Source organism: Pseudomonas sp. S150 (genome assembly GCF_004526365.1).
GTDB lineage: Bacteria > Pseudomonadota > Gammaproteobacteria > Pseudomonadales > Pseudomonadaceae > Aquipseudomonas > Aquipseudomonas putida_A.
Window position 1 is genome coordinate 4285106 of the sequence record NZ_CP038207.1, and the last position, 23553, is coordinate 4308658.

Sequence of the window (23553 nt, forward strand, 5' to 3'; positions counted from 1 at the left end):
CGATGCTGCCAATCAGCCTTTATTTCTGACGCAAAAGCCCCGTACATTCCGCACGACAGCCATCCCCGGCCCGTACTAAGCTTCGCGCTCAATTTTTCAGGGACGATTCATGAAACGGATTGCCGCGTGTCTGCTGTCACTCCTGGCCCTGGCAGCCGATGCAGCAGATCTGCAACTGCTCACCGACAACCATCGCCCCCTGCACTTTCAGCAAGGCGATCACCTGGAGGGTTACGGCGTCGACGTGGTGCGCGCGCTGGCCGAACAGACCGACGACCGGATCGATCTGCAACAAGTGCCGTTGCTGCGCGCCCTGCGCACCGCCAGCGAAACACCCAACACCGGCGTCTTCACCGTCCTGCGTACCGACGAGCGCGATGACCGCTATCAATGGGTCGGGCCGCTGATTGAAGTCGAAACCGCGCTGTATGCCCATGCCAACAACCAGCCGCCGGTAAAAACCCTGCAGCAGGCGGATCAGGCCGGGCGCATCAGCGTGCCGCGCAAATGGCTGGTCTACAGCTACCTTAAGCAGCAAAACCTGAAGAACCTCGACGGTGTCGAAACCCCGGAACAGATGATGCGTCTGTTCAGCCTGGGCCGGACCGATTTCGTGGTCTCCGACACCCTGTCCACCGCCGCGCTCGCCCGCACCCAGGGCATGGAACCGGGACGCTTGCAATATCAGATGTCGCTGATGAAACAGGACACCTACATCGCCTTTTCGCTGCAGACCGATCCGGGTCAGGTCAAACGCTGGCAACAGGCGCTGGAAACCTTGCGCGCCGACGGGCGTCTGGAGCAGATTCGCCAGCGCTGGCTGATGAATGCACTTCCGAGATGACTGAGCTGCCCCGTTCAACTGTAGGAGTGAGCCTGCTCGCGATAGCGTCAGCCCCTTCAGCAATGAGGTGAAAGACCCACCGCTATCGCGAGCAGGCTCACTCCTACAGGGATCTGTGCAAGCCGGTCTGCTTTCATTCCACCAGCCGCGCCGCCAGCGCCTTCGCCTGCAACGCCACATCCGTCACCGCAGTGCTCTCCCACCACATCCCGCGCAACGGTGGCCCCATCGCGAACAATCGGCTGCCGGCCTGCCCTTCAGCATCCAGCACCGCCCCGTCCACCGCCGCTGCAATCCCCAACGCCAACGGCCCCGGACGCACCAGCCCACGCGCCAGCAACTGCTGCGGCAGCGGTCGCGCGACGCGGCGCCAGTCGTACTCGATGCCGCTGGAATTGATCAGCGCTGCCCCCTGTACCACACAGGTTTCTACCTCGCCCCGACGCCGAATTCGAATGCTCACACCCTCGCCCGTCATCGGCTCAAGCCCTTTGAACAACGCCGCCTGAATCCGCAACCGTCCTTCGTTGTGCAAGCGCTCAACCAATGCTGCACTCAGCGGCGGCGACCGGTGATGATGACTCTCCCACCACGGCCGCACATGGCGTACGAATTGTCGACGCTGCACGTCAGTCGCCTGACTCCACAGCCGTCCGATATGGGCCCGCACCGTGTCCAGCGGCGCCTGCCAATCGATGCCCTGAGCGATCGCCTCGCGGCAATGCCTGCGCAGCTCGCGCAACAACTGTCGAGGTGTGCGAATGCTCTGATCTGCGGCAAGAAAATCCACCCACGCCGGCGGTTGCCGCCGCACATGGGGCAACAGTCCGTGACGGGAAAACACTTCGATCGGCCCGCGATGCCCGGCCTGCTCCAGTGAAACCACGGCATCGACCATGGTCAGGCCGGAGCCGATGATCAGCACAGTCGACTGCGGATCGAGCTGACGCATGGCGGCGACATCCCACGGATCAAGCGCTGCGGCGTTCAGGCCGCTGGACTCTTTCTGCGGCGTGCGCGCGGCGGGGAACATGCCCGTAGCGAGCACGGCATAGGCGCCGCGCAGAGTCTGCCCATTGCTCAAGCTCATTTGCACCGAATCCGCATCAGTTTGCAGATCGACGACTTCAGCGCGAACGTGCTCGACGGTCGAACCATGCTGCGCACCAACGACGCGCGCCTCGGCCAGACGCTGCTGCACATACACGCCAAACAGCCCGCGTGGAGGGAACAGCTCACTGATTGGCACATTCTGCTCGGCAGATTCCGGCCAGCCACCGGCAGCGATGTGCGCGGTCAGCCATTGAGTCAGATCATCGGGGTTATCGGGGTCGACACTCATGCGCGCCGCATTGCCGTTGAGCGTGTGGCCCAGTTCGACGGCGCTGTAAGCTTCACCGCGACCGAGTTCGGCGCGCGGTTCGATGATCAGGATCCGACGCTGGCCGGGCAGTCGCAGCAATTGCACGGCCAGCATCGTGCCGCTGAGGCCACCGCCGATGATCAGGATGTCTGCGTTCTGATTCATTTCAAATCACCACATTGCGCACAAACCGTACCGCGACCGCTCCGTCATTGCGATAGCCGTGCGGCTGGTTGCTGGCAAACATGAAAAACTCCCCGGCGGAAATGGTGTTGGCCACGTCGCCAACCGTTAACGTCAAGCAACCTTCGAACACGTAAATCTGTTCGCTCCAGCCATCGGCATCCGGTTGCGAGGGATAGACCTCACCCGGTTGCAGGCACCATTCCCACTGTTCGACTTCACGGGTAGCGGTCGCCTTGGACAACAACACCGCTTTGCTCCCGGGAATCACTCCGGCCCACGCCACCTCGTTGATGCGGCTGGTATCGCGTGCGTCTGGGGCCTGGATCAGGTCGCTGAAGGCCACGTCGAGCGCTTCGGCAACGCGATCGAGGGTGGTCAGGCTGACATTCTTTTCCCCGGCCTCGATCGCCACCAGCATGCGCCGACTGACGCCGGACTTTTCCGCCAGCGCGGTCTGGCTCATGTCGGCAGCGTGGCGCAGGCGCCGAACGTTGTGACTGACGTGTTGCAGGACGGACGCCCGTTGGCTGGAATCTTTGTGCACTATATTGCTCACTCGGTGGGGTTGGGCAGTATACTGCGCAACGTTGGGCGCATTGTGCGTCCTGCCTTTTATAGTGCGCAAGGACATGACGCCAGTGAACAGCTCCCCCACGCCTCTTCGCTTCTCCCGTTTCAGCAAGGCCGAGTGCGTGCTGGTGCTGATCACCATGGTCTGGGGCGGCACGTTCCTGCTGGTGCAACACGCCATGACCGTCAGTGGGCCGATGTTCTTTGTCGGCCTGCGCTTTGCTGCGGCGGCTTGCATCGTCGCGCTGTTCTCCTGGCGCCACTTGCGTGAACTGACCCTGTTCGAGCTCAAGGCCGGATCGTTCATCGGCGTGGCGATCATGCTCGGTTACGGCTTGCAGACGGTTGGTCTGCAAACGATCCCGAGCAGTCAGTCGGCATTCATCACCGCGCTGTACGTGCCCTTCGTGCCGTTGTTGCAATGGCTGGTGCTGGGCCGTCGTCCGGGGTTGATGCCAAGCATTGGCATCATGCTGGCGTTTACCGGTCTGATGCTGTTGTCCGGGCCGTCCGGGGCGTCGTTGAATTTCAGCCCCGGCGAAATTGCCACCCTGATCAGTGCCATCGCGATTGCCGCCGAGATCATTCTGATCAGCACCTATGCCGGTCAAGTCGATGTACGCCGGGTGACCGTGGTGCAACTGGCGGCGACCTCGGTGCTGTCGTTTCTGTTGGTGGTGCCAACCGGTGAAGCGCTTCCGGATTTTTCCTGGACCTTGCTGGTGACCGCGCTGGGACTCGGCGCGGCGAGTGCGGCGATTCAGGTGGCGATGAACTGGGCGCAGAAAAGCGTTTCGCCGACCCGGGCAACATTGATCTACGCCGGTGAACCGGTGTGGGCCGGGATCGTCGGGCGAATCGCCGGCGAGCGCTTGCCGGCGATTGCGCTGGTGGGTGCGGGGTTGATTGTGGCGGCGGTGATTGTCAGCGAGCTGAAGACCAAGGGTAAGGTTGTCGAAGAAGACGCGGAGCTGGAGCGGGAGACCCAAGGTTAATCCGCAATATCTTTAGTGCCTGACCCATCGCCTTCGCGAGCAAGCCCGCTCCTACATTGGAATGTATTTCAAATGTGGGAGCGGGCTTGCTCGCGAAAGGGCCATCCGTCACAACATCCCTCCCCCTGAAACAATGCCAAACCAAATTTTTCAGACTACTTTGTAGGATTCTGAGACATCCTGGCGTTTGGTAATCAGGGAGCTGGCACGTATGATGCTTCACAAACTTCCGCAGATTAGAAGCCTATGTCCCTGATAGTTCTACTGCTTCTGCCATTCATTGGCAGCTGTCTGGCAGCGGTGCTGCCACACAACGCGCGCAATACTGAATCCCTGTTGGCAGGTCTGGTCGCTCTGATCGGCACCGTGCAGGTCGCGCTGTTGTATCCGCAAATCGCCCACGGCGGGGTGATCCGCGAAGAATTCATGTGGCTGCCCAGCCTCGGTTTGAATTTCGTCCTGCGCATGGACGGCTTCGCCTGGTTGTTCTCGTTGCTGGTGCTGGGCATCGGCGCTCTGGTCTCTTTATATGCGCGTTATTACATGTCGCCGGACGACCCGGTGCCGCGCTTCTTCGCCTTTTTCCTGGCGTTCATGGGCGCCATGCTCGGGCTGGTGATCTCCGGCAACCTGATCCAGATCGTGTTCTTCTGGGAGCTGACCAGCCTCTTCTCGTTCCTGTTGATCGGCTACTGGCACCACCGCTCCGATGCCCGGCGTGGCGCCTACATGGCGCTGATGGTCACCGGTGCGGGAGGATTGTGCCTGCTGGCGGGGGTCATGATCCTCGGCCATGTCGTCGGCAGCTATGACCTGGACAAGGTCTTGGCCGCCGGCGATCAGATTCGCGCACATGCCCTCTACCCTATCCTGCTTCCCCTCATGCTCATTGGCGCCCTAAGCAAAAGCGCCCAGTTCCCCTTCCATTTCTGGCTACCGCACGCCATGGCGGCGCCCACTCCGGTTTCGGCCTATCTGCACTCGGCGACCATGGTCAAGGCTGGAGTGTTTCTGCTTGCGCGTCTGTGGCCGTCATTGTCCGGCAGTGAAGAATGGTTCTACATCGTCAGCGGCGCCGGTGCGTGTACGTTGTTGCTCGGCGCCTACTGCGCGATGTTCCAGAACGATCTCAAGGGCCTGCTGGCCTACTCGACCATCAGCCATCTGGGCCTGATCACCTTGCTGCTGGGTCTGAACAGCCCGCTGGCGGCGGTTGCCGCGGTGTTCCACATTCTCAACCACGCGACCTTCAAGGCGTCGCTGTTCATGGCCGCCGGGATCATCGACCACGAAAGCGGCACCCGTGACATCCGCAAACTCAGCGGCCTGATCAAACTGATTCCGTTCACCGCCACGTTGGCGATGGTTGCCAGCGCGTCGATGGCCGGCGTACCGCTGCTCAACGGCTTCCTGTCGAAAGAAATGTTCTTCGCCGAAACCGTGTTCATCAACGCCACCGCGTGGGTCGAAGCAGCGTTGCCGATTGTCGCGACCGTTGCCGGTACCTTCAGCGTCGCCTACTCGCTGCGCTTTACCGTCGACGTGTTTTTCGGCCCTACCGCCACCGACCTACCGCACACCCCGCACGAACCGCCGCGCTGGATGCGCGCGCCAGTCGAGCTGCTGGTGTTTACCTGTCTGGTCGTCGGGATCTTCCCGGCGCAAGTGGTCGGCCCGCTGCTCGCGGCTGCCGCGCTGCCGGTGGTGGGCGGGACGCTGCCGGAATACAGCCTGGCGATCTGGCATGGTCTCAACGCGCCGATGATCATGAGCCTGATCGCCATGTCCGGCGGCATCGTGGTCTATCTGCTGCTGCGCAACCAGCTCAAGCGTGGTCGCTTCAAATACCCACCGTTGGTGGGTCGCTTCAACGGCAAGCGCCTGTTCGAGCGCAGTCTGGTGCTGATGATGCGAATGGCCCGTCGGGTAGAACGCCGACTCGGCACCCGCCGCCTGCAAATGCAACTGTTCCTGATGGTCCTGGCGGCAGTGCTCGCCGGCCTGATCCCGATGTTGCACAGCAGCCTGAGCTGGGGCGACCGGCCGAAGATTCCGGGTTCGATCGTGTTCGTCACCCTGTGGCTGCTGGCAATCGCTTGCGCCCTCGGCGCCGCATGGCAGGCCAAGTATCACCGTCTCGCCGCCCTGACCATGGTCAGCGTCTGCGGGTTGATGACCTGCGTGACCTTCGTCTGGTTCTCGGCGCCGGATCTGGCCCTGACGCAACTGGCGGTGGAAGTGGTGACCACGGTGCTGATCCTGCTCGGCCTGCGCTGGCTGCCCCGGCGGATTGAAGAAGTCTCGCCACTGCCTTCGAGCCTGCGCAAGGCCCGCGTGCGGCGCTTGCGCGACTTGCTGCTGTCGATTGCCGTCGGCGCCGGCATGGCGCTGTTGTCCTACGCGATGCTGACCCGGCAGACGCCCAACGACATTTCCTCGTTCTACCTCAGCCGGGCCATGCCCGAGGGCGGTGGCAGCAACGTGGTCAACGTGATGCTGGTGGACTTCCGCGGCTTCGACACCCTCGGTGAAATCACCGTGCTGGTGGCCGTGGCGCTCACCGTGTTCGCCCTGCTGCGACGCTTCCGCCCGCCGAAAGAAAGCCTGCAACTGCCAGCCCAGCAACGCCTGCTCGCGCCGGACGTGGTCACCGATCTGGTCAACCCGCGCAGCGCCAGCGACACCGCGCTCGGCTTCATGATGGTGCCGGCGGTGCTGGTGCGCCTGTTGCTGCCGATTGCGCTGGTGGTGTCGTGCTACCTGTTCATGCGCGGCCACAACCAGCCGGGCGGTGGTTTCGTCGCCGGACTGGTGATGTCGGTGGCGTTCATCCTGCAATACATGGTCGCCGGGACGCAGTGGGTCGAAGCGCAAATGAGCCTGCGACCGCTGCGCTGGATGGGCACCGGGCTGCTGTTCGCCACCGCCACCGGCCTCGGCGCCATGGCGGTCGGTTATCCGTTCCTGACCACCCACACCTGGCATTTCGCCTTGCCGCTGCTGGGTGAGATCCATATCGCCAGCGCGCTGTTCTTCGATATCGGCGTGTACGCCGTGGTCGTGGGCTCGACGCTGCTGATCCTCACCGCCCTCGCCCACCAATCGGTGCGTGGTCACAAAACCGCGTCGCTGCCCAAGTCCGTCGCCAGCAAAGGAGCCGTCTGATGGAAGAAGTCATCGCAATCGCCATCGGCGTGCTCGCCGCCTCCGGGGTCTGGCTGGTGCTGCGGCCACGGACATTTCAGGTGGTCATGGGCCTGTGCCTGTTGTCCTACGCGGTCAACCTGTTCATCTTCAGCATGGGCAGCCTGTTCATCGGTAAAGAGCCGGTGATCAAGGACGGCGTGACCCAGGACCTGCTGCACTACACCGATCCGCTGCCACAGGCCCTGGTGCTGACCGCGATCGTCATCAGCTTCGCCATGACCGCGCTGTTCCTGGTGGTGCTGCTGGCGTCGCGGGGCCTGACCGGCACCGACCACGTCGACGGCCGGGAGCCCAAGGAATGATGGCGATGACTCACCTGATCGCCGCACCGATCCTGCTGCCGCTGCTGACCGCCGCCATCATGTTGATGCTCGGCGAGAAGCATCGGCCGCTGAAGGCGAAAATCAATCTGTTCTCCAGCCTCGTCGGCTTGTTCATTTCGGTGATGCTGCTGCAGTGGACGCAAACCACCGGCGTGCCCGGTTCCATCGGCGTGTACCTGCCGGGCAACTGGCAGGCGCCGTTCGGCATCGTGCTGGTGGTTGATCGCCTCTCGGCCTTGATGCTGGTGTTGACCGGGATCATCGGCGTCAGCGCCCTGTTGTTCGCCATGGCGCGTTGGGACGGCGCGGGATCGAGCTTCCACGCTTTGTTCCAGATTCAGCTGATGGGCCTGTATGGGGCCTTCCTCACCGCCGACCTGTTCAACCTGTTCGTGTTCTTCGAGGTGCTGCTCGCCGCCTCGTATGGCCTGTTGCTGCACGGCTCGGGTCGGGCGCGGGTGTCGTCGGGCCTACATTACATCTCGATCAACCTGCTGGCCTCGTCGCTGTTTCTGATTGGCGCGGCGCTGATCTATGGCGTCACCGGTACGCTGAACATGGCCGATCTGGCGCTGAAGATTCCGCTGGTGCCGGAAGCCGACCGTGGCTTGCTGCATGCTGGCGCGGGGATTCTTGCGGTGGCGTTTCTGGCGAAGGCCGGCATGTGGCCGCTGAACTTCTGGCTGGTGCCGGCCTACTCCTCGGCCAGCGCGCCGGTGGCGGCGATGTTCGCGATCATGACCAAGGTCGGCGTCTACACCCTGCTGCGCCTGTGGACGCTGCTGTTTTCCAGTCAGGCCGGGGCCTCGGCCTTCTTCGGTGGCGACTGGCTGATCTACGGCGGCATGGCGACCATCGCCTGCGCAGCGCTGGCGATTCTCGCCGCGCAACGTCTGGAGCGCATGGCCAGCCTGAGCATTCTGGTGTCGGCCGGGATTCTGTTGTCGGCGGTGGGTTTCGCCCAGCCAAACCTGATCGGCGCGGCGCTGTTCTATCTGGTCAGCTCGACCCTGGCACTGAGTGCGCTGTTCCTGCTGGCGGAGTTGATCGAGCGTTCGCGTTCGGCCAACGAAATCCCGCTGGAGGATGAAAGCGAGTTGCTGCCGCGTCCGCAGGAATCGCTGCAACCGCCCAAGGGCATCAACCTCGATGACGAGCAGAAAGCCGTGGTCGGTCAGGTCATCCCGTGGACCATGGCGTTTCTCGGCTTGAGTTTCATTGCCTGCGCGCTGCTGATCATCGGCATGCCGCCGCTGTCCGGATTCATCGGCAAGCTCAACCTGATCGGTGCGCTGCTCAATCCGCTGGGGCTGGGCGGCGAGGCACCGATCTCGAACGCTGCATGGGCGTTGCTGGCGCTGCTGATCCTCTCCGGACTGGCCTCGTTGATGGCATTCGCGCGCATGGGCATCCAGCGTTTCTGGACGCCCGAGGAGCGCCCTTCGCCGCTGCTGCGCAAGCTTGAATGCGCACCGATCTTCCTGTTGCTGGGGCTGAGCATCGCGCTGACCTTCAAGGCCGAACCGCTGCTGCGTTACACCCAGGCCACCGCCGACGCGCTGAACAACCCGCAGCAATACGTGATGGCGGTGCTCGGCACCCGCGCCGTTCCCAGCCCTGAAGCCAAAGCGGCGATGCTGGAGGTGCAGCCATGAAGCGCGTATTTCCGGCACCGTTGCTGTCACTGGCGTTGTGGGTTTTGTGGTTGACGCTGAACCTCTCCGTCAGCCAGGGCAACCTGCTGCTCGGTGCAATCCTCGGGTTCGCCGCACCGTTGATGATGCGCAAGCTGCGCCCGAAACAGGTGCGCATCCGCCGTCCGCTGACGATTTTGCGCCTGTTCGTGATGGTCGGTCGTGACGTGATCCTCTCCAACCTGATCGTCGCCTGGGGCGTGATCAACGCCGGTCGCCGCCCGCCGCGATCGCGCTTCGTCAAAGTCCCGCTGGACCTGCGCGACGCCCACGGTCTGGCCGCTCTGGCGATGATTTGCACCGTGGTGCCCGGCACCGTGTGGTCGGAGCTGGCGCTGGATCGCAGCATTCTGCTGCTGCATGTTTGGGATCTGGATGACGAGGCGCACTTCATCCACCACTTCAAGACTGCCTACGAGCAGCCGTTGATGGAGATTTTCGAATGAGCCCGCTGCTGTCGAACGCGATTCTGCTGACGCTGTTCCTGTTCTCGCTGGCAATGGTCCTGACCTTGATTCGCCTGTTCAAGGGGCCGTCGGCACAGGATCGGGTACTCGCGCTGGATTACCTGTACATCGTCGCCATGCTGATGATGCTGACCCTGGGCATTCGTTATTCCAGTGACACTTATTTCGAGGCGGCGCTGCTGATCGCGCTGTTCGGCTTCGTCGGCTCGTTTGCCCTGGCGAAATTCCTGCTGCGTGGCGAGGTGATCGAATGAATGCTGAATTGTCATTGTGGGTGGAGATTCCGGTGGCGATCCTGCTGGTGCTCAGCGGGGTGTTTGCACTGATTGGCGCGACCGGATTGCTGCGCATGAAGGATTATTTTCAGCGCATGCACCCGCCGGCGCTGGCCTCGACACTGGGCGCGTGGTGCGTGGCGCTGGCTTCGATCATCTGTTTTTCTGCACTCAAGTCCGGGCCGGTGATGCATGCCTGGCTGATTCCGATTCTGCTGGCGATTACCGTGCCGGTGACTACGTTGCTGCTGGCGCGGGCGGCTTTGTTCCGCAAGCGCATGGCCGGGGATGATGTGCCGGCTGAGGTGAGTAGTCGCCGCACCGAGAGTGGTAGTTAGTTTCTACATCTAGGGTGTCTGAACTGGCCTCTTCGCGAGCAAGCCCGCTCCCACATTTGGAATGCATTTCCCCTGTGGGAGCGGGCTTGCTCGCGAAGAGGCCGGTATTGCCAACACATGAACCGGGTCAGACCCAAGCCACCGCCAACAACCCCGCCCCCAACACCAGACACAGCGGCGAATACACCCAGGTATCCAGCCGCGCAAACCGCGACCCCTTCACTTCCTTGAAAAACCCCACCAGATTCGAATCGCCGATCGCCCGGGCGAACATCAATAACGCAATCGCACTGATCACCCATTGCAACGCTTTGTGATGCACCGCCGGCATGCCCCAGCCGACGCGCATGCACACCAGTGCGGCAATCACCAACAATGCTGCCGCTACCAGCAAGGTAATCCAGCCTGACGGTTTGAACGCCGGTCGCACCGTCGCCACCAGTCCTCGCACCGGCACTTGCGGTACCGCCGCCACCGCCGCCCATTGCCCACCCAGCGCCCAATACACGTGTACCAGGGCGATTGCTGCAAATATCGTCACCAGCCATTGAGCCAACACAAAGGTCATGGTCGAGAATCCTTTCAAGGGATTTGAACAAAACATCCTAGTCGGCATTTTTTGAAGTGCACGACCGATCAGCGGTACGGTAAAGTGCCGCACCATGAAATTCACCCGTTCCGATCGCTCACTGCTGGCCTGGATGCTTTATTGCTGCGTCCTGTTCAACGTGTTCGCCTGCAGCATCGGTCACGGGCAAATGGTCGGGATGCAGCTCAACGGCATCGGCGGGCAGTTCTGTACGGTCGACCCGGCCACCCAAGCGCCACTGACCAGCAATCCCGGCGAAGAACAATTGCCGACCCTGTCGAAGGCGTTCGGCTGTCCGCTGTGCTCGGTCGGCGGCGGCATGGGCCCGGCGTTCAACTCCAGCCTGACCCTCGCGGTGCTGCCCGAACAGCACAGCCCGCCGCTGGCGCCCATCGTCAGTGCTGACCTCCCTGCCCGCTTCACCTGGCCCTCGGCCAATCCTCGCGCCCCACCGCTCGCCTGAGTGTCTTTGCCTTTTTGATTTTTCAGCCCACTGCGCCAACGCGCGGCGTTCGCCTGTGCGCTGATTCCTAGACAAGCATTCAGGATTCAACGATGAAACATATTCCTCTGCTGGCGAGCCTGTGCGGCTGCCTGTCCCTTAACGCCTGGGCGCAATCCACTGTAGACCTGGCGCCGATCACCATCGACGGCGAATCCACCAGCGAACCAGGCCTGAGCCTCGATCAATCCAGCGGCATGGCCTCGCGCCTCGGTCTCAGCGTGCGCGACACACCTGCGTCAGTGGCCGTCGCCAACCGCAACGACATCGAACGCCACGGCGCACAGAACTTTCAAGACGCCGCCAACACCCTGACCGGGGTCAATGCCAGCGCACCACCGGGCTTTGGCGGATTCGTCTCCTATCGCGGTTTCACCAGTAGCCAGATCACTCAGATGTTCAACGGCGTCACCGTCTCCGGCGGCCTCGCCCGACCGGTGGATTCATGGATCTATGATCGGGTCGAGCTGGTGGGCGGGCCTTCGTCACTGATCAACGGCGCAGGCTCGGTGGGGGGGTCGCTGAACTACGTGACCAAACTGGCAACTCGCGACGAACAAGCCGCTGAAGGTCGCGTCAGCTACGGCAGTTACGACACCACCGAAACCGCGTTCGGCCTCAACCACGCGCTGACCGACCCGAGCGCCGACGTGCAGCACTACGCGCGGCTCGATGTCAGCCACAACACCAGCAACGGCTACATCGACCGTCAGGAGCGCGATGCCTGGAGCGTGGCGTTCTCGTTGCTCAGCGACCTCACGCCGAATCTGTCGCACACCCTGGCCCTGGAATATCAGGACGAACACGAAGACAGCCCGTACTGGGGCACGCCGGTGCTCAACCCCAAAGCCGGCGAGTTGAAGATCGACAAACACAATCGCTTCAACAACTACAACGTCGAGGACGGGCGCTACGAACAGCGCACGATCTGGGTGCGCTCGATCATCGACTACCGGATCAACGACAGCACCACTCTGCGCAATACGCTGTATCACCTCGACAGCCAGCGAGACTACCGCAACCTCGAGACCTATCAGTACAACGCTGACAACACGGCGGTGAATCGCTCCACCGCCTATCAAGTGCGGCATCAGGGTGAGCAGAACGGCAACCAGTTCGAACTGCGCCACGACAATACCCTGCTCGGCCTCGACACCACTTGGTCCGGTGGTTTCGAGTACAAGGTCAACCAGACCACCAACTCGCCGCTGAATATCAAAGGCCCAAGCACGGTCGATCCGAACAACTACCGTCCGGGGCATTTCTACGATATTCCCGGCACCAACCCGACACTGATCAGCGACAAGACCAACGAGGTCACCACCAAGGCGCTGTTCGTGGAAAACCGCCTGGCACTGACCGACAAACTGGCGTTGCTCACCGGCCTGCGTTACGACGACATCGACCTCGACGTGACCAACCATCGCACCGTGACGGCCGCCAATCCGAAGCATCTCAAACGCAGCTGGGAGCCGGTCACCGGGCGTGTCGGCCTTACCTACCAGTTCATTCCATCCGCCAACGTCTACGTGCAATACAGCACCGCCGCCGAGCAACCGAACGGCACGCAGGACTTCGATGTTTCCACCGGCAAGCAGTGGGAAATCGGCAGCAAGTTCGACTACCTCAGCGGCCGTGGCTCGGCGACGGTTGCCGCCTACACCATCGAGCGCAAAGACTTTGCTGTGACTGACCCGCTGGACCCTACCAGCAGCATCCCGGTAGGACAGCAAACTTCGACAGGCATCGAGATTGCCAGCTCCCTGCGGATTACCGACAAGCTGTTGGCCGAAGGCAACTTCGCCTGGGTCGATGCGCAATACGACGACTTCACCGAAAAGAATGCCGCCGGCGTAGTGGTGTCGCGCAAGGGCAACACACCGACCAACGTCCCGGATCGGGTCGGCAATCTATGGCTGACTTATGATTTTTCGCCGCAATGGCAAGGTGGGGTCGATGCGCGGTATGTGGCGTCAGTATATGCGGACACGGCGAACACCATGACCGTGCCGTCGTACACACTGTTCGGCAGCTTCCTCAGCTACAAGGTCGACTCGCACACCACCGTTACCGGGCGAGTGCGTAACCTGACCAACGAGGTGTATGCCGAGTTTGCGCATGTATCGCCGGCTTACTATCTGGGTACGCCGCGTACCTTTGAATTGGCGGTGCAAACGAAGTTCTAAAAGCATGAAAGCTTCGCGAGCAAGCCCGCTCCCACAGGAGAACGCGTTCCAATTGTGGGAGTGAGACTGCTCCCACAGGACAGAGCGCTCCAATTGTGGGAGCGGGCTTGCTCGCGAAGAGGCCAGCAGTCTCAACTATCTATTTCAGATCAGCCGCCACCTTCTCCGCCACATCCTTCGGCACCCAAGCCTGCCACACCTCCGGATGCGCCTTCATGAAGGCCTCAGCCGCCTGCCGTGGTGCGGTGTGTTTCTCGCTCATCTCGGCCAACGCCTTGTTCAGCGGCTCGATCGGGAAATCCACCTTGCTGAAGAAATCCGCGATCTGCGGATACTGCTTCTGGAACGGCGTAGACACGCCAATCGACAGCTTCGATGCCAGCGAACGGGTCGGTTTCGGATTGGGGTTATCGGCATCGGTCAGGGTCTTCCACGCCTCGGCATCGAACGGTGGCTCTTCCAACTGCACCAGTTTGAATTTGCCCAGCAATGGCGTCGGCGACCAGTAATAGAACAGCACCGGTTTGCCCCGACGGATCGAAGAGCTGATCTCGGCATCCAGCGCCGCGCCCGATCCACTGCGGAAATTGGTGTAATCGTCCTGCAGGCCGTAAGCGGTCAGCTTCTGCTTGTTCACCACTTCCGAGGTCCAGCCGATCGGGCTGTTGAGGAACCGACCCTTGCTCGGATTTTCCGGGTCCTTGAACACGTCCTTGTATTTCTTCAGATCACTGACACTGCGCAGGTCCGGTGCCAGCGGCTTGATGCCCTTGGCCGGGTCACCCTTGATCACATATTCCGGCACCCACCAGCCTTCAGTGGCGCCTTTGACCGTATCGCCAAGACTGACGACTTTGCCCTCCGCCTCCGCCTTGACCCACACCGGACTGCGCCCGGCCCACTCTTCGCCAATGACCTGAATGTCATTATTGGCCAGCGCGGTTTCCAGGGTGATGGTGGTGCCCGGCAGCGTATCGGTCGGCAGGCCATAGCCCTTCTCGACGATGATCCGCAGGACATCGGTGATCAGGCTGCCGCTTTCCCAGTTCAGGTCGGCAAAATGAATCGGTGCCTGTGCCGCCGCTGCCGGCTGCGCGGCCGTCAGTACACCGAACGAAACCACGCTGGCGGCCAATAGCCGTCGAATTCCTTTCATGCTTTTGCACCTCGTGCTGTTCACAGCAATAGCAGGATGGCCTGGCAGAAGACCGCAAGCCTCTGAATACTCAGTCAACTGACTGTAGCCGAGGTTCCTGCTTTTTCCGGGGCCAATCCCGGCGAGGTTATGTTTCAGACTTTTCCTGCAAGCTTTGCAGCTCGCGTCTGACCATGCTGGCGTATTCCGCAGGCCGCAAGGTGTAGATCTGCGCTGCCACCCAGCTCAGCCACGCGCCCTGCAATTCGGCTTTGGCGTTGAACAGGCGCAATGCCTCTTCACGTGCGCGGTCGAGGTTCTGCGAATGGAAGTCGGCGCGACTCACACCACCGATCACTCGCTGGCCTTGAACGTGATCAGTTCGCCCTTGCGCCACTTCGCCGCTTTACCGGTAACGGCTTTCAGGGTCTTGGTCAGGCCTTCCTGCAGTTGCTGGTGTGCGGCAAACACCGTCACCACGCTGTGGCCTTCCTTGAACAGGATCGCGTGGCCGTCCGCTGTATCGACAAAGGCGTAATCGCCCAGGCCGTAGACCGTCAGCTTGATTTCGCGAAAGCGAATGTCCATCTTGCCGCCTTCACGGCTGGGCAGCACGGCCGCGCTGAAATGATCGCCGACCTTGAGCTTGAGCCCCGGTTTGTCATCAACCACCAACGCACTTTCGGTGTCGATCTCGGCCACGTAAATGCCTTCGGCGTTCTGTTCGGTGATGTAAACAAAACGCGACTGGAACAGCTTGACCAGCTTTGCACGCAAATCACCCAACACGAACAAAGCATGCATATCGAGGTTACTGACTGCCAAAGAAACATCCCCACATCTGGAAAAGTACCCGCGCCAAAACGCGCACGGCAAAAAAACGGCCAGGCCGATGCTGTTACCGAATGACTTCAGTACACCTGAAACAAGCGGAGCGCCCATACATCACAAGTTCGCAAGACTACTGGAAAGTCAGGCGAGAAACTTGCCTCGATGTTCGCCAGGCCTTGAAGGAAAAATCTTCATTGAAGCGCAACGAAGACGGACTACAAACTTTAGGGAAAAAACTGACGAAAAAAAGCCCTTTTCCGACATATCGCCGGTAAAAAATTGCTTTAGATAGGCACCTGTCGCCAGCAGACACTGGCGATTCTAGAGCAGCGATGCTGCTTCCGACTACCCGAACCGACCTGTAACCGTCGGCTATCTCATGAAAAGGACTTCATATGTGCACTCTGACTCACTTTGCCCAGCCCTCCAAACCAGTCATGGATACGCCTTTCGTGCTGCACGGCACTGATTTGCCGGAACTTGCGCAATACGCACAAAGCGTCCAGACCCCGCGATTTCAGGTGGTCCCGGCAGGTAATGCGTTCTTTCATATCAAGGAATCTTCCACCGGCCGTGTAAGAGGTTTCCGCGAAGACCATAACGAAGCGTGCGCCCTCGCCCGCTTGCTTGAATCACGGATCGAACTCTTGCCCAACGGCTGCCTCAGATAAAGAGCGAGCGACAGCGCCATTTCGGCACACGCAAAAGGAGTACACGATGGAACTGCCTGCATATGATCTGAAAACCCTGTTCGACCAACTGGGCCTGCCATCGGAAAACGGGGCAATCGACGATTTCATCGAAGCGCATCCGCTGGATGCCAAAACCAAGTTGATCGATGCCGAGTTCTGGACAGCGCAACAGGCGCAACTGCTGAAGGAGTGGCTGCGCGCCGACGGCGAAGAAGCGGTGATGGTCGATGAATTGAACGTACGCCTGCACGACGGACGTTAATAAATGTCAGTGCAGGCTGTCGCCAGGCTCGGCCATCAGTTGCGCGAGCCAGGCAGCCTTGCACTCCTCCGCCTCGTCGCGACTGGCGAACGCGGTGCCACGCCGCTCACCATTGAGCAACACCACCCAGCAGACGCTCTGGCCCATCGCGCGCAATCCGGCGGGCACACCACTGCCAATCATCACCGCGACATCGACTCTGCACATACTGACCTCTCGACTTCATTAGCTACCTAACTAACGGCCATGTTAATGACTTCGTCGCAGAGGAAACAGCAACGCCCGTGCACAGATTCATTGCGCGAGCGGTAACAATCGATCAGCGCGGATTCTCCGGCTTGTAACCCAGGCGCAGACCGCCCCAATGCCGGCCCTTGACCATGATCGGCACCGACAAGTCGTGCATCAGCTCCCCGGTGTCACGGGTGTAGGTCTGCAGCAACACCGCCTGTTGATGGCTGCCGCAGCGAATCCCGGTGCGGTCGGCGAACTTGCGTTTGGTACGATTACCCACCGCGTCGATCTGCTGGTCACCGGTCAACGGCTGACTGAATGCCAGATTGTGCGTCGGCACATAACCCTGCGGCGTGCAGGCGATGGCGAACACCAACCCCTCATGGCGCGGCAGCAACGGCTCCTGGATCGCCGGCAGCACCTGATCGGTGTAGCGGTCGAAACGGGTCTGAAACTTCGCCGGCTGCGTCCCGGGAATCGGTTGATATTGACGGTCGAACAAATCCTCAAGGCTGATCCGCCCCTGCTCGACATCCGCCTCGAACCGCGCCGCAATCTGACTCGCGCCCTCACGCGCCAGGTCATAGACGCGCTGGTGATAGTCATCCAGACCGACTTCGGCCAGACGCTCGCTGATGGTTTCCGCCTGCCCTTCCATCTGCACAGCGGCCTCGGCCAGACGCCGGGTTTGTTGATCGCTGATCGCCAGATCGCTGCGCATCTGCTCGATGGCCTTGAACAAACTGTCGAGCTGCTCGCGATTGGTTTCCGCGCCACGGGCGATTTCGCCGACCTGGGTTTCCACCCCGGCCGCCAGCCGTGCGATGTTTTCCAGATGCTGGCCGGTGTTCTCGACCTGCTCGACACCGGTCTGCAGATCGCTGGACAGCTCGCGGATCTGCTCCACCACTTGCGCCGTACGCTGCTGAATGTCGGCAACCATTTCGCCGACTTCGCCGGTCGCCGAGGCCGTCCGCGCTGCCAGACCGCGCACCTCATCCGCCACCACCGCAAAACCACGGCCATGCTCGCCAGCCCGCGCCGCTTCAATCGCCGCGTTGAGGGCCAGCAGATTGGTCTGGCTGGCGATGGACTGAATCACCAAGGTCACCCGTTGAATGTCATCGCTGCGCAGGCTCAGGGCTTCGATCAGCTCACGACTGGCGTTGGCGCGTTGACTGAGTTGATGCATGCGCGCAATCGAATCCACCAGTTCGGTGCGCCCCGCCGCGCTGCTGTGATGCGCTTCGCTGGCGGCGTCCAGCGCTTCACGACTGAGCTGCGAAGTGGCGTGTTCGGTGGCGATCATCACTTCGGCGTTGCTGACAATCTGCGCCGCCGCGTCGAGTTGCGATTCGAGTTTGCCCGCCAGTTGCTTGACGGAAAACGCCACACCGGCGGCTGACAGTGCGTTATGACTGGTGGTGTAGGAAAGATCGCGGGTGAGTTCAGAAATCGCGCTACCGGCATCGACAGGCGCAGCATCAGGGGTGGCCCGCGAGCGCAGGCGCGGCAACCAGACAATCAGCACCGCCAGCGGCAGGCCGATGTACAGCGACCATCCACCCAGCGTCATGCCGGCGAGCAACAGCATCAGGGCGATGCTTTGCAGGGTCGGAGCGATCCAGCGGTTTTTCGGCAACAGCACTGGTGCGGGCAAAGCCCCAACCAGAGATCCATCTCTCGTCATTTCAACACCCCACGCTTGTTCTCATTGTTGTGACTGCATTAAACGCCACTAGAACGCCATTATCCATGGTCCGTTAGTCGTGGAGTCTGCAGCAGGTCAATGGAACGACGCGCAAAATATCGCGGACGAGCAAAAGCAAAGATCGCAGCCTTCGGCAGCTCCTACATGGGTTCACGTGAACCTCTGTAGGAGCTGCCGAAGGCTGCGATCTTTTGCAGGCGCCCCCGATTCAGGGGGCAGCCATGGAATCAGGCCTGACGCTGGTGCTTGTCGATCTGCTCGTGACGCTCTTGAGCTTCGATGCAGTACTTGGTGGTCGGGCTGATCAACAGGCGTTTCAGGCCGATGGCCTCGCCGCTGTCGTCGCACCAGCCAAAACTGTCTTCCTTGATGCGCTCAAGGGCTTGTTCCAGTTGCGGCAGCATGCGCTGGTCGCGATCGATCGCGTTCACCAGCCAGGTGCGCTCTTCTTCAACCGAAGCCGCGTCCGCCGGGTCGGCCGGAGTGTCCAGGCTTTCGATGGCGATACGGTTTTGCTCAATGCGCTCGTGGGTTTCGACTTTCATGTTCTGCAACAGCTCAGTGAAGAAAGCGTGTTGCTCGGCATTCATGTAGTCATCTGCCGGCATGGCCAGCAACTTGTCCTTTGTCATTGATATCTCTATAAAAAAACGTGCATTAAGGCGAAATAGGGAGCGTTCCGGCGAACCGTGTCCGGTCGACGAAAAGGCATCGTTTATTGCAAACGCCACCCGGCACTCAATTTACGAAGGGGCGGCAGTCTAAGGCCCGTTTGAGGCCTCAGCAACTGTAAATACCGGGAATTTGTCCGACAACAGCCGTAAACGGGTCTGACACAGGCTTCATGGCGGTCATCGGAGTGCGTTTATAGCAAGAAATTCAGTCCAACGGCTGTATATAGAAGACAAACGGCTAACCGCTGGCGTCTCATCGCGAATTTTTCTACTCCCGGTGCATCGTTTCAGCCAAGCAGAACCCCAAAAGCCCTCCTAACATCAGCCACAACCCAGCACTTTGTGTGATTTGATCAGCCTGAAGGAAGACTTATGCCCCGCCCCGATCTGCCGGCCAACGACGAGCGCCCTCTCGCCAGCCCCCCGATCAATGCCGAGCGTCTGCTGCAACTGATCACCGAGGAATACGACACCCTGCCGCGCCAACTCAAGCGCATCGCCAGCTACATGAGCCAGCAAAGCGACCGGATCATGGTCGATCGCATCAGCGACATCGCCCGGGAATGCGAGGTGCACCCATCCGCCATCGTGCGTTTCTCGCAACGCTTCGGCTTCAGCGGCTTCAGCGAAATGCAGGCGCTATTCCGCGCCGCCTACACCCACAAAGCCTCGCCGGTGCACAACTACCAGCAACGCATCCGCAGCATGATCGCCAACCAGTCGCAGCAGGCCAGCGACGGCGACCTCGCCCGCGAATGCATCGACGCCACCCGCTCCGGCATCGAACGCCTGGGCCGCGAACTCGACGACGTCGCGTTCGAAAAAGCCGTCGACCTGATCGTCAACGCCGACAACATCTATGTCGTCGGCGTGCGCCGCTCCTTCGCCGTCGCCGACTACCTCGTTTACAACTTGCAACATACTCACAAGCGCATTCACCTGGTTTCCGGGCTGGGCGGCAGTTATCGCGAGCAGATGCGCAGCGTGCGTAGCGGCGATTTGGTGATCGCCATCAGCTTCACCCCCTACGCCAAGGAAACCCAGCACTGCCTGCGCTACGCCCGCCAGCAACAGGCCAACACCCTGATCCTCACCGACAGCCACCTCTCGCCATTGGCCAAAAACGCCAACAGCCTGCTGCTGGTGAATGAGGGCAGCGCATTGGCGTTCCGTTCGCTGAGTGCGACCTTGTGTTTGTGTCAGGCGTTATTTGTGGCGGTGGCGTATCGGCTGGAATTGAATGTGGATGAGATTCACGAACAAGCCGGTTTTGACGACTGACATTTACCTCAGGCTCGGCTAGGTTATGCCTTCCCACCGGTTCGACTTGAAGGAACGCGTCATGAAACTGATCGGCATGCTGGACTCCCCTTACGTGCGCCGCGTGGCGATCTCCGCCAAACGCCTCGGCATCGACCTCGAACATGAATCGGTCTCGGTGTTCCGCCACTTCGAGCAATTCCAGCAGATCAACCCGGTGGTCAAGGCGCCTACGCTGATCCTCGATGACGGCGTGGTCCTGATGGACTCCACCCTCATCCTCGACTACCTAGAAGCCGCCAGCGGCAAAAGCCTGCTGCCGACCGACCTCAAACAACGCGCCCACGCCCTGCGCCTGATCGGCCTCAGCCTCGCCGCCTGCGAAAAAGCCGTGCAGCTCTACTACGAACGCAACCTGCGCCCGGCCGACATTCAATACCAACCGTGGGTCGAACGCGTCGAAGGCCAACTCGCCGCCGCGTTCACCGCCCTCGAACAGGAACTGGAAAAAACCGGCCTGCCCACCGACGGCACCCTCACCCAGGCCGGCATCAGTCTCGCCGTCGCCTGGAGCTTCACCGACCTCGTCGTTCCCGACCAGATCGACACCCGCCGCTACCCGCACATCGCCCAATACACCGCGTACGCCGAAACCCTCGAAGCGTTCGTCAGCACCCCGATGACCTGACCATGAGCACCACCGACACCGCCACCCCGGCGTTAAAGGAAATCTTCAACGCCGAGCGCCTGCAACACATCGCCAGCGAAATGAGCGCCGTGTACCCGGCGTTCAAGGCCAAGGCGTTTCTCAAGCACGCCAACCAAGGGCTGGCGGAATTGTCGGTGATGCAACGCATGGCCCGCGTCAGCGAAAGCCTGCACGCCGTGCTGCCGCTGGACTACGAAGATTCCCTCGAAGTCCTGCGCGAACTCGCCCCCCGCCTCAACAGCGGATTCGTCAGCATGTGCCTGCCGCACTACGTCGCCAGCTACGGCGGCCACGCCTTCGATACCTCGATGCAAGCACTGAAATACTTCACCACCTTCGGCTCCTCCGAATTCGCCATCCGCCACTTCCTGCGCAGCGACCTCGAACGCTCGCTGGAACTCATGCACGACTGGACCCAAGACCAAAACCACCACATCCGCCGCCTCGCCAGCGAAGGCACCCGCCCTCGCCTGCCCTGGTCATTCCGCCTGGAAGCCGTGCAAGCCAACCCGCAACTGACCGCCGGCATCCTCGATCGGTTGAAAGCCGACGAGAGCTTGTACGTACGCAAGTCCGTGGCGAACCATCTGAATGACGTGACCAAGGAACATCCGGAATGGGTGCTGGACACGATTGAAAGCTGGCCACTGGAGAACAAACACACGGCGTGGATTGCCAAGCATGCGTTGCGCAGCTTGATCAAACAGGGCGATCTGCGTGCGCTGACGGTGATTGGTGCGGGCGCCAAGGCTGAGGTTGAGTTGCTGGACGTGCGGGTTGAGCCGGCGGTGGTGAGGTTGGGGGAAGCGATTACGTTGTCGTTTACGGTGAAGTCGACGGTGGCGCATGAGCAGCGATTGGTGATTGATTATGCGATTGACTATGTGAAGGCGAATGGCGGGGTGTCGGGGAAGGTTTTCAAGTTGAAGACGGTGGAGTTGGCGGGGTTTGAGGAGGTGGTTGTGGGGAGGCGGCAGGTGATTCGGGATTTTACGACGCGGAAGCATTTTGTGGGGCGGCATGGGGTTAGGGTTTTGGTTAATGGGGAGGTTTTGGGGAGTGCTGCGTTTGAGATTGTTGCTGATTGATACTGCTAATGGATTCCGTTGATCTGGCAGTGCTCGGACTGACAGGGAGTTACGGAGAGAGTGTCAGATTTTTTGTGTGCGGGCCGGTAATGGCCTGCCGTCAGGCAGGCCTTCATTTCACCAGTTCGGCCTGATGAATCGGTCTCCATATAAAACCGCAAACTGATTCATGGCGCTTTTCCAGTCATGGGCGGCGCTGCCCCAGTTGGCGGTGATGTTTTTCAGCGCCAGCCAGATCAGTTTTGTCGCCGCCTCATCGGTTGGAAAGTGGCCTCTTGTCTTGATGATCTTGCGTAACTGCGAATTGATGCTTTCGATCGCGTTGGTGGTGTAGATCACTTTGCGTATCGCGGGTGGGAACACGAAAAATGGGATAACCCGCTCCCAGGCGCGTCTCCAAGCCGCCGCTATCGTCGGATACTGCTTGCCCCACGGCCCCGCTTCGAAGGCGTCCAGAGCCTGTTCGGCGACATCGGCATTGAGAGCTTGATAAATCGGCTTAAGGGCCTTGGCCAGTTCACGGCGCTTGTCCCACGCCGCGTAATCAAGGCTGTTGCGGATCAAATGGACGATGCATGTCTGCAGCGTTGTCTCTGGAAACACCGCACTCAAAGCCTCCGGCATACCTTTGAGCCCGTCAGTTACCGCGATCAGCACGTCTTCGACGCCCCGGGTTTTGAGGTCATTGAAGACCTTCATCCAGAACTTGGCACCTTCAGTGTTCTCGATCCAGATCCCCAAAATATCTCGGGTCCCATCCGGCAGCACGCCCAGAGCCAAGTAGATGGCCTTATTGCGAACCACGCCTTCGTCACGGATCTTGACCCGCAGAGCATCGAAGAAAATGACCGGATACATGGGCTCAAGCGGTTGCTGCCAGGTACTGACTTCCTCCAGAACCGCATCGGTGACGGAGCTGATGAAGTCATGAGAGACATCTGTGCCGTACTGTTCCGAGAGGAAAGCACGAATCTCGCGAACGCTCATGCCACGGGCATACATGGCGATGATTTTGTCGTCGAAACCCGTGAAACGGCGCTCGTGCTTGGGGATCAGGATCGGGGCGAAACTGCCGTCGCGGTCTCTGGGAATATCCAGACGCAACGGGCCGTCTTCGGTCAGCACGGTCTTGCTGCTTCTGCCATTACGCTGATTACTCGAATCCTCAGGGCGCTCCGCGCCCTGAGGATAACCAAGGTGGTGCCCCATCTCGGCGCCAAGGGCTCGCTCGATCAGCGCTTTCTTAAACGCCATCGCGGCATCCTGAATAGCGTCGGCACTCATCGGGCCGCTGACGAACTGGTCGATCAGCTCTTGGGGAATGGAAGGAAGGTCACGCTGGGCCTCTCGGGCCGGTCTCTTTTTGGTCGGCATACATGCACCTCTGCGACATGTTATGCCCGAACACAAAATTTATG

The 23553-nt window shown here is 60.7% G+C and carries 25 protein-coding genes; 15 read left to right on the top strand and 10 right to left on the bottom strand.

What is annotated here, in order from left to right; translation table 11 throughout:
* Window positions 1-109 precede the first annotated feature (109 nt).
* Entirely contained in the window at window positions 110-844 is a 735-nt protein-coding gene (locus E3Z29_RS19525) for an ABC transporter substrate-binding protein (RefSeq protein WP_134786674.1), read from the top strand.
* Between the two features lie 133 nt (window positions 845-977).
* Here the strand turns inward: E3Z29_RS19525 and E3Z29_RS19530 are convergent, their stop codons facing one another.
* Window positions 978-2372, bottom strand: a complete 1395-nt coding sequence (locus E3Z29_RS19530; RefSeq protein WP_134786675.1) for an FAD/NAD(P)-binding protein — start codon at window positions 2370-2372, stop codon at window positions 978-980.
* A gap of 1 nt (window position 2373) precedes the next feature.
* Window positions 2374-2937: a helix-turn-helix domain-containing protein gene (locus E3Z29_RS19535; protein WP_003225948.1), complete on the bottom strand. Its 564-nt coding sequence runs from the start codon at window positions 2935-2937 to the stop codon at window positions 2374-2376.
* Window positions 2938-3022: 85 nt separating this feature from the next.
* Here E3Z29_RS19535 and E3Z29_RS19540 point away from each other — a divergent pair, with 85 nt between their 5' ends.
* The 7 genes from E3Z29_RS19540 (at window position 3023) to E3Z29_RS19570 (ending at window position 10262) form a co-directional block, all read left to right on the top strand.
* Complete coding sequence (locus tag E3Z29_RS19540) at window positions 3023-3958, top strand: DMT family transporter (RefSeq protein ID WP_134786676.1); 936 nt, start codon at window positions 3023-3025, stop codon at window positions 3956-3958.
* Window positions 3959-4204: 246 nt separating this feature from the next.
* Window positions 4205-7123: a monovalent cation/H+ antiporter subunit A gene (locus E3Z29_RS19545; protein WP_134786677.1), complete on the top strand. Its 2919-nt coding sequence runs from the start codon at window positions 4205-4207 to the stop codon at window positions 7121-7123.
* On the top strand, window positions 7123-7467 hold the full coding sequence (locus E3Z29_RS19550) for a Na+/H+ antiporter subunit C (RefSeq protein ID WP_003225953.1): 345 nt from the start codon (window positions 7123-7125) through the stop codon (window positions 7465-7467). The genes E3Z29_RS19545 and E3Z29_RS19550 overlap by 1 nt, the downstream gene beginning before the upstream one ends.
* Complete coding sequence (locus E3Z29_RS19555) at window positions 7464-9143, top strand: monovalent cation/H+ antiporter subunit D (RefSeq protein ID WP_098964383.1); 1680 nt, start codon at window positions 7464-7466, stop codon at window positions 9141-9143. Before E3Z29_RS19550 ends, E3Z29_RS19555 begins: the two co-directional genes overlap by 4 nt.
* Window positions 9140-9628 (top strand): Na+/H+ antiporter subunit E, encoded by a 489-nt coding sequence (locus E3Z29_RS19560; protein WP_134786678.1) that lies wholly within the window; start codon window positions 9140-9142, stop codon window positions 9626-9628. The genes E3Z29_RS19555 and E3Z29_RS19560 overlap by 4 nt, the downstream gene beginning before the upstream one ends.
* Entirely contained in the window at window positions 9625-9903 is a 279-nt protein-coding gene (locus E3Z29_RS19565) for a K+/H+ antiporter subunit F (protein WP_003225959.1), read from the top strand. Before E3Z29_RS19560 ends, E3Z29_RS19565 begins: the two co-directional genes overlap by 4 nt.
* The gene (locus E3Z29_RS19570) at window positions 9900-10262 is read left to right on the top strand and encodes a Na+/H+ antiporter subunit G (protein WP_027612967.1); all 363 of its coding nucleotides are present in this window, start codon (window positions 9900-9902) and stop codon (window positions 10260-10262) included. The genes E3Z29_RS19565 and E3Z29_RS19570 overlap by 4 nt, the downstream gene beginning before the upstream one ends.
* Window positions 10263-10389: 127 nt before the next feature.
* Here the strand turns inward: E3Z29_RS19570 and E3Z29_RS19575 are convergent, their stop codons facing one another.
* Window positions 10390-10830 (bottom strand): DUF3995 domain-containing protein, encoded by a 441-nt coding sequence (locus E3Z29_RS19575; protein ID WP_098964385.1) that lies wholly within the window; start codon window positions 10828-10830, stop codon window positions 10390-10392.
* A 94-nt stretch (window positions 10831-10924) separates the two neighbouring features.
* Between E3Z29_RS19575 and E3Z29_RS19580 the strand changes: the two genes are divergently transcribed.
* Together E3Z29_RS19580 and E3Z29_RS19585 are read left to right on the top strand one after the other, a co-directional pair.
* The gene (locus E3Z29_RS19580) at window positions 10925-11314 is read left to right on the top strand and encodes a DUF2946 domain-containing protein (protein WP_097090306.1); all 390 of its coding nucleotides are present in this window, start codon (window positions 10925-10927) and stop codon (window positions 11312-11314) included.
* Window positions 11315-11406: 92 nt separating this feature from the next.
* Window positions 11407-13539 carry a TonB-dependent siderophore receptor gene (locus E3Z29_RS19585; RefSeq protein ID WP_134786679.1) on the top strand — a complete coding sequence of 711 codons (2133 nt, stop codon included), beginning with the start codon at window positions 11407-11409 and terminating at the stop codon, window positions 13537-13539.
* A 139-nt stretch (window positions 13540-13678) separates the two neighbouring features.
* On the opposite strand, the gene E3Z29_RS19590 is transcribed toward E3Z29_RS19585, so the two are convergent.
* From E3Z29_RS19590 to E3Z29_RS19600, 3 genes are all read right to left on the bottom strand, one after another.
* Window positions 13679-14695, bottom strand: coding sequence for an ABC transporter substrate-binding protein (locus tag E3Z29_RS19590; RefSeq protein WP_097090304.1), 1017 nt, complete (start codon window positions 14693-14695; stop codon window positions 13679-13681).
* Between the two features lie 127 nt (window positions 14696-14822).
* On the bottom strand, window positions 14823-15020 hold the full coding sequence (locus E3Z29_RS19595; RefSeq protein WP_098968428.1) for a hypothetical protein: 198 nt from the start codon (window positions 15018-15020) through the stop codon (window positions 14823-14825).
* An 8-nt stretch (window positions 15021-15028) separates the two neighbouring features.
* A complete protein-coding gene (locus E3Z29_RS19600; protein ID WP_007966910.1) occupies window positions 15029-15499 on the bottom strand; it encodes a hypothetical protein in 471 nt (156 codons plus the stop codon).
* A gap of 401 nt (window positions 15500-15900) precedes the next feature.
* On the opposite strand from E3Z29_RS19600, the gene E3Z29_RS19605 reads away from it, so the two are divergent.
* Window positions 15901-16176 (top strand): hypothetical protein, encoded by a 276-nt coding sequence (locus E3Z29_RS19605; protein WP_098964388.1) that lies wholly within the window; start codon window positions 15901-15903, stop codon window positions 16174-16176.
* 46 nt (window positions 16177-16222) lie between these two features.
* Window positions 16223-16459, top strand: coding sequence for a DUF2789 family protein (locus tag E3Z29_RS19610; protein ID WP_098964389.1), 237 nt, complete (start codon window positions 16223-16225; stop codon window positions 16457-16459).
* 6 nt (window positions 16460-16465) lie between these two features.
* Here E3Z29_RS19610 and E3Z29_RS19615 read toward each other — a convergent pair whose 3' ends face one another.
* The 3 genes from E3Z29_RS19615 to E3Z29_RS19625 form a co-directional block, all read right to left on the bottom strand.
* Complete coding sequence (locus E3Z29_RS19615; RefSeq protein WP_007966907.1) at window positions 16466-16666, bottom strand: hypothetical protein; 201 nt, start codon at window positions 16664-16666, stop codon at window positions 16466-16468.
* A gap of 112 nt (window positions 16667-16778) precedes the next feature.
* Entirely contained in the window at window positions 16779-18383 is a 1605-nt protein-coding gene (locus E3Z29_RS19620) for a methyl-accepting chemotaxis protein (RefSeq protein WP_134786680.1), read from the bottom strand.
* A 248-nt stretch (window positions 18384-18631) separates the two neighbouring features.
* Window positions 18632-19036, bottom strand: coding sequence for a TraR/DksA family transcriptional regulator (locus E3Z29_RS19625; protein WP_003225981.1), 405 nt, complete (start codon window positions 19034-19036; stop codon window positions 18632-18634).
* A gap of 414 nt (window positions 19037-19450) precedes the next feature.
* Between E3Z29_RS19625 and E3Z29_RS19630 the strand changes: the two genes are divergently transcribed.
* From E3Z29_RS19630 to E3Z29_RS19640, 3 genes are all read left to right on the top strand, one after another.
* Entirely contained in the window at window positions 19451-20359 is a 909-nt protein-coding gene (locus E3Z29_RS19630; RefSeq protein ID WP_134786681.1) for a MurR/RpiR family transcriptional regulator, read from the top strand.
* A 61-nt stretch (window positions 20360-20420) separates the two neighbouring features.
* Window positions 20421-21026 (top strand): glutathione S-transferase, encoded by a 606-nt coding sequence (locus tag E3Z29_RS19635; RefSeq protein WP_134786682.1) that lies wholly within the window; start codon window positions 20421-20423, stop codon window positions 21024-21026.
* Between the two features lie 2 nt (window positions 21027-21028).
* Window positions 21029-22135 carry a DNA alkylation repair protein gene (locus E3Z29_RS19640; protein WP_134786683.1) on the top strand — a complete coding sequence of 369 codons (1107 nt, stop codon included), beginning with the start codon at window positions 21029-21031 and terminating at the stop codon, window positions 22133-22135.
* Between the two features lie 117 nt (window positions 22136-22252).
* Here the strand turns inward: E3Z29_RS19640 and E3Z29_RS19645 are convergent, their stop codons facing one another.
* Window positions 22253-23509 carry an IS256 family transposase gene (locus E3Z29_RS19645; protein ID WP_134786684.1) on the bottom strand — a complete coding sequence of 419 codons (1257 nt, stop codon included), beginning with the start codon at window positions 23507-23509 and terminating at the stop codon, window positions 22253-22255.
* Window positions 23510-23553: the final 44 nt, after the last annotated feature.